Annotated in this window: 7 protein-coding genes and 2 pseudogenes; 5 read left to right on the top strand and 4 right to left on the bottom strand. The window is 46.2% G+C overall.

Annotated elements, in window-relative coordinates:
- Positions 1 to 30: 30 nt before the first annotated feature.
- The 5 genes and pseudogenes from traM to HMPREF3034_RS09185 all read left to right on the top strand — a co-directional run.
- A pseudogene (gene traM, locus HMPREF3034_RS09165) lies at positions 31 to 759 on the top strand (conjugative transposon protein TraM); the annotation flags it as partial.
- Between the two features lie 47 nt (positions 760 to 806).
- Positions 807 to 1,518: pseudogene (gene traN / locus HMPREF3034_RS09170) on the top strand (conjugative transposon protein TraN).
- Positions 1,512 to 2,105, top strand: coding sequence for a conjugal transfer protein TraO (locus HMPREF3034_RS09175; protein WP_062435045.1), 594 nt, complete (start codon positions 1,512 to 1,514; stop codon positions 2,103 to 2,105). The pseudogene traN and the gene HMPREF3034_RS09175 overlap by 7 nt, the downstream one beginning before the upstream one ends.
- 12 nt (positions 2,106 to 2,117) lie before the next feature.
- Positions 2,118 to 2,603, top strand: coding sequence for a DUF3872 domain-containing protein (locus HMPREF3034_RS09180; protein WP_025064846.1), 486 nt, complete (start codon positions 2,118 to 2,120; stop codon positions 2,601 to 2,603).
- Positions 2,590 to 3,096 (top strand): glycoside hydrolase family protein, encoded by a 507-nt coding sequence (locus HMPREF3034_RS09185; protein ID WP_062435048.1) that lies wholly within the window; start codon positions 2,590 to 2,592, stop codon positions 3,094 to 3,096. Before HMPREF3034_RS09180 ends, HMPREF3034_RS09185 begins: the two co-directional genes overlap by 14 nt.
- Positions 3,097 to 3,132: 36 nt before the next feature.
- Here HMPREF3034_RS09185 and HMPREF3034_RS09190 read toward each other — a convergent pair whose 3' ends face one another.
- From HMPREF3034_RS09190 to HMPREF3034_RS09205, 4 genes are all read right to left on the bottom strand, one after another.
- Positions 3,133 to 3,501 carry a hypothetical protein gene (locus HMPREF3034_RS09190; RefSeq protein WP_146014629.1) on the bottom strand — a complete coding sequence of 123 codons (369 nt, stop codon included), beginning with the start codon at positions 3,499 to 3,501 and terminating at the stop codon, positions 3,133 to 3,135.
- A 211-nt stretch (positions 3,502 to 3,712) separates the two neighbouring features.
- Positions 3,713 to 3,931 (bottom strand): hypothetical protein, encoded by a 219-nt coding sequence (locus HMPREF3034_RS09195; RefSeq protein ID WP_062435051.1) that lies wholly within the window; start codon positions 3,929 to 3,931, stop codon positions 3,713 to 3,715.
- 8 nt (positions 3,932 to 3,939) lie between these two features.
- Entirely contained in the window at positions 3,940 to 4,194 is a 255-nt protein-coding gene (locus HMPREF3034_RS09200; protein WP_062435053.1) for a hypothetical protein, read from the bottom strand.
- A 27-nt stretch (positions 4,195 to 4,221) separates the two neighbouring features.
- The coding region (locus tag HMPREF3034_RS09205) for a PcfJ domain-containing protein (protein WP_062435064.1) at positions 4,222 to 5,359 on the bottom strand (1,138 nt) is incomplete at its 5' end.

Genomic DNA, 5,359 nt, shown 5'->3' on the forward strand with positions numbered 1-5,359 from the left:
TTTCTAAACTAAGAGTTTTGCAGAGTTCTCAAGACATCATCTGTCCCTCCGTCATTGGAGAATGCTTTTGCGAATGATAAAGGAAACACACCCACAATCACCGATATTGGAACAGAAAAGGGGCAGATGCAAGCAAACGCTCCAGTTATGGAGGTCTTGGCGGAGCGCAAACAGGTGGTGACTTCACTCGGTCAGCCGATGAGCGATGCAGATTTTATCAAGGAATATGGAACAAGAGTACGCAACATGGGCTTCCATTCGCTAACAAGTACGGCTGCATCCACGATGCGCAACACGCTCAAAGTGGTGGTGGACAGAACGACCACGCTCAAGGAGGGCGACAATGTGGTGCTTCGTCTGCTGGAGACTGCCAAGGTGCAGGGACTGCGTATTCCAAGGCAGAGCCGGCTGATTGCATCTGCCAAGATTGAGGGCAACCGTATGCACCTGCTCATTAAGAGTATTGAGGTTGGTGGGCATATCATAGCCGTCAAGCTCTCGGCATACGACACGGACGGACAAGAGGGCGTGTATATACCAGGTTCGGAGGACATCAATGCGCTTAAGGAAGTCGGGGCGAACATCGGTGGTTCAATGGGCACATCCTTTACCTTCGCTTCCTCTGCCAAGGACCAGATTATCTCCGAGGCGGCTCGTGGTGTGATGCAGGGTGCAAGTCAGCTGCTTCAGAAGAAGCTGCGCACTATCAAGGTGACGCTCAAGGGTGGCTACCGCCTTTTCTTGGTTCAGTCCAAATAAAACAATCAAAAATGACAAGTAAAAAAAACATCAAATCAAAAGGAACAATGAAGAAACTTATTTTATCAATGGCTATGCTTGCCATGGTGGGAGCAACAGCCACAGCACAGGAAAACAATGATGGTCTGACACCGAGCCGTCCTCTCACTTCGGGAGAACTCTTTCTATGCTTTCAACGTGAAGTATGCCGATGAGCCGGAGAAGTTAAGCATCGAGATGAAGGACTTCCTGTCACCAACTGAGGGGCGATTGCCCAGCAATCGTGTCGACATTTATTTTAAGGAACTCGGCAATGAGTCGCCTATATTAGTCAAACTGATGATGCAGACTATCTATCAGAATGACAAGCGTACCATCAAACATATCGGTGCACAGCAGTTCGGCATGAAGTTCCTGCTTCGTGGCTTGTATGCCCATAACGGCTTGCTGTATTTCCACACTCGTATGGAAAACGGCACGAATATGCCGTACTCGGTGGACTTCATCACGTTCAAGGTGGTGGATAAGAAGGTCGCAAAGCGTACCGCCATACAAGAACAGGTGTTGCAGCCCTTGCGTGCCTATCATCAGGTGATGCAGGTGCGTGGCATGGGTAGTGAACACACTGTGTTTGCGCTCGAACAGTTCTCTCTTGCAGAAGACAAACAGCTTGAAGTGACACTCTATGAAAGAAATGGCGGTCGTACGCTGACCTTTCATGTAACGGCAGAAGACCTGCAGATAGCAAAGAAGATTGATAACCTCAAACTGAAATGGTAGACATTATGAAGAAGAAAATCATTTTATCGGTTTGTGCAGCGGTGGCAATGGCTTTTAGCTTGCCAACGCAGGCACAGCGACTGATACCCAAGCAAAGGGGTGTAGAGGTCGTAGGGAGTGTTCCGCTTATCAAGGGTGAAAAGTTCCTTGCTGCTGACAATTTCGGTATGGGAGCATCACTCACCCGCTATCTGGGTCGTGAGAGTTATACTTTTGTTATGGCAGAGTATGAACAGCAGAATATGCCGTACAGAAGTTATAACGTAAAACTCAAGGATGCACTCTTACAAGTGGGCTATATGCACCCTGGTCTCTCCGACAGGGGTAAGAACATGTTTCTCTATGCTGGCATATCCGCATTGGGCGGTTACGAGGAGTTGAATGAGGACAAGAAGCTGCTGCCCGATGGGGCTACGCTGCTCGACCGCTCACGCTTCGTCTATGGCGGTGCCGTGCATGGCTCGTTGGAAGTATTCCTTACGGACAGGCTTCTGTTTCTTGTCAAGGCACAAGGGCGGTTGCTCTTCGGCTCTGACGTGCATCGTTTCCGTCCTGCGCTATCAGCAGGACTTAGGTTTAATATTTAATAGAAAAGAAACATGAAAAAGAAGATATTAAGTTCGATATGGGTAATGGGCGTACTTGCCCTTGCCGTGTTTTGTCTATCTGCTTGTGATAGGGAGCTGGATGTTCAGCAGTCTTATCCGTTCACTGTCGAGACGATGCCCGTTCAGAAGGACATTGTCAAGGGACAGACGGCAGAGATACGCTGCACGCTCAAGCGAGGGGGCGATTTTGCTGACACACGCTACACCATCCGATACTTCCAGCCCGACGGCAAGGGAACACTGAAAATGGACGATAGAACGGTATTCAAGCCCAACGACCGCTATCCGCTCACAAAGGACGTGTTCCGTCTGTACTACACCTCGCTCTCCACCGACCGCCAGACGATTGACGTGTACGTGGAGGACAGTTTCGGTAAGATGCAGCAACTGACTTTCAGTTTCAACAACGAAAAGGCGGAGGAAAAGGGAAAGACCACCGCAGTAGTAACCAGAGCCTTGAACGATGCGAACAGCTAAACGCTTTGCTTTATTCTGTATAATGTGCTTGCTCTGCCAGCCGATCCTTGCCCAGCGCAGGGTACGGTTGGCAGACTTGCCTCCTTTTGAGCGCGCCGTGGTGGTCGTGAAATACTTCGAGGGACTGCACAGAGAGAGTTGCTATCCATACGTCGGCTATGGTCATCAACTGCAGCCGGGCGAACGTTTCACGGCAGATATGACGGAACGGCAGGCGGACTCGCTCCTCCGTGCCGACCTTTGGAAATGCTTTGAACACTTCAAAGGATATGGCAAGGATGCCTTGCTGCTTACCTTGCTTGCCTACAATGTGGGTGTGGGAAGGTTGCTCGGATATGGTAAGCACCCCAAGAGCCGACTGCTGCGAAAGATTGAGGCTGGAGACAGGAACTTCTATCGGGAGTATGTCTCGTTCTGTAGACATGAGGGCAAGGTCTTAAAAGGATTGGTGAAACGAAGGCAAGTGGAGTTTGCCTTGTTCTTTAATAAGTAAACAAGTTCATGAGGGTGGAGTGCCATAGTCTTTTCGTTATAACTCCTCTGGAAGATGATAAACTTTTTCACTCTTTATGTGCAGAATACTCAAAGCATCTTTCATCCATTTATGTAGTCTTGGATTATTCTGTTGTGGTCTAATTGCCGTATATACTTCAATAGCATCTTTATGATTCGAAAGAAATATTCCAAAGCTTGCAATAATAGACTTCGTATCAGCCCCTGAATTTAATACAATTTTCTGTCCCTCTTTTTCGAGAACGAATATGGCAGTATTCCAATCTTCTTCGTTCTCGGAGTCGGTTAGTTTGTATCCTGCTTTTATGTAGTCCTCTTTTAAACTATGAATTCTTTTACTTTTACCAGAGCCTTTTACACCCTCAATAAGAAATACGTCTGTCATAACTGTCAAAAAATTATGTAAAACCATTTCTTTCCTAAGTGCAAAGACTATGCCAAAAGTAAACTCGTTTTATGGTTTATCATTGGGAAAGTTTTACATAGCGACTTTCTTTTGCTTCTTTGCTTTGGTCGCCTGCCTGTTCAAAGACAAAGAAAAGAAGCCACGCAAATTTTCGGTTTGCGTGGCTCTTGGTTTTATAAAAGCTGTTTTTTTACACATTTGTTATTCTGTCTATTCGTCTGTTAGGGTGTTTGTCGAAAGCCCAATTTATCTCATCATCGGGCAAAGTGCTGTGAATACTTCCACCCATGACCAACCCACAATCTTGCAGGACTTTATACCGTGCTTCCTCCTTGCTCTCTGCAACAACATCGAATACGCCGTCAAAAACATATTCGGTATAGACTAAAAATCTTTGTTTCTTCATCATCTCTAATCTTAAAATTCAACCTTTAATAATCTGTACTCCCTTGGCTCTCCATTGGATAATTTGCGGTGTTTGAGCCAAAAATGATGTGCACCATAACCGTATGCAAAGAACTTGTCAAGTTCCGTTTCTTCGGCTATTTTGCCTATTGCCGTCCTTAACTCTTCCTCGTTGCCGGATAGGGTTATCGCATTGATAACCCGAACAAGAATGGGAGGTATCTTATCCGACCAATTAAAAATGACGTTCTCTATCTCTGTTTTCATATCTCTGATAATTTAATGATTTATACTTTATGCCGTTGCCTTCATTCGTTGGCTGATTAGCCTGCGGTTGGCATTGACAAGGTTCACTATCTGTTCGTGATACTCCGTATTCTTGTTGCACACTCCACGACTTTGCACCACCTCAAATGATTTCAGTGATACCTCTATTGTTTCTATCCGCTTGCCCTCAATGGTAGCCGATAGGATTAGTGAGTCCTCTTTAAGATAATATTCGTTGGAAAATACGCAATGGTGCATGGTCGCTCCCTCTTCCAAATGCTCACGCACGCTCTCCAATACGTGGACTTGGATTGTGCCGTCGGTGAAATGGATACCGAAGAATTTGGATTTGAGCTCCTTGAAACGTTTTTCGTCTTCCATTGCCTTCTGCTGTTTTTGGGCTATCTCTTCCCTTTCCCTTTGTCTATTGAGTTCCTCCTGTCTGCGGTCGTGTTCGGCTTTGAGGTTGGTGGGACAAAGAAACTTCGGGCTGTGTATGTCCTTGTTCAATCTGCGGAGCATATCCACATAGTCGCACCAAAGGGAAATATCCGTTATATCGTAGCCGTTACGGACTGCAATCTTATAGGACTGCCAATACTCGTCAAACGCTCTTCTTTTGCCAAGGAAATAGCGTAGGTGGTCTGTACGTCCCGACTTCATCAATGTTTCGGCACGGCTGTCAGAAAGCAATGCAGGAATGAGTGTTGTCGGGGGTATTTCGTGAAAATCATCCTTGAAACCATTTCTGCGAAGTGTGTCCGTAACCTTGAACTTGGGATATATCGGTGAATACGATATATGGCGGTAGGCTTCGTTGTCGTTGCGTACTGCCATTGGCGAACAGAAAGAAAAGGTGTCAATGTATCTGCCTAATGTTCGTTGAACGGCAATAATCGTTTTTCTTCCTTGTGCGTTCCACCAATACTGACCTATTTCAAAGGTATATGAAGATGCCTTGCAACCTTTCTCCATTTCCACAGAAAGGAGGAACATTCTTAGTATTTGGTATTCTCCGCAAGTGGTAAGTATTGTAAAGTACTGCTTCTGCCTAATCTTGCGTTCAAAGGTTTCCTTGACCTGCAACCTTGCCCCGCAATGGGGGCAGATGCAAGTGTCCGTAGGCTTTTCTTTTGTCCAACTATGCCCACAATCCATACACGTT

Origin of the sequence: Prevotella sp. DNF00663 (genome assembly GCF_001553265.1) — a bacterium.
Taxonomy (GTDB): domain Bacteria; phylum Bacteroidota; class Bacteroidia; order Bacteroidales; family Bacteroidaceae; genus Prevotella.

Excerpts from the sequence above, each read along its gene's own strand:
- HMPREF3034_RS09175 (WP_062435045.1), top strand. The coding sequence starts at position 1,512 with ATGGTAGACATTATGAAGAAGAAAATCATTTTATCGGTTTGTGCAGCG.
- HMPREF3034_RS09200 (WP_062435053.1), bottom strand. The coding sequence starts at position 4,194 with ATGAAAACAGAGATAGAGAACGTCATTTTTAATTGGTCGGATAAGATA.
- HMPREF3034_RS09185 (WP_062435048.1), top strand. The coding sequence starts at position 2,590 with ATGCGAACAGCTAAACGCTTTGCTTTATTCTGTATAATGTGCTTGCTC.
- HMPREF3034_RS09180 (WP_025064846.1), top strand. The coding sequence starts at position 2,118 with ATGAAAAAGAAGATATTAAGTTCGATATGGGTAATGGGCGTACTTGCC.
- HMPREF3034_RS09190 (WP_146014629.1), bottom strand. The coding sequence starts at position 3,501 with ATGACAGACGTATTTCTTATTGAGGGTGTAAAAGGCTCTGGTAAAAGT.
- HMPREF3034_RS09195 (WP_062435051.1), bottom strand. The coding sequence starts at position 3,931 with ATGATGAAGAAACAAAGATTTTTAGTCTATACCGAATATGTTTTTGAC.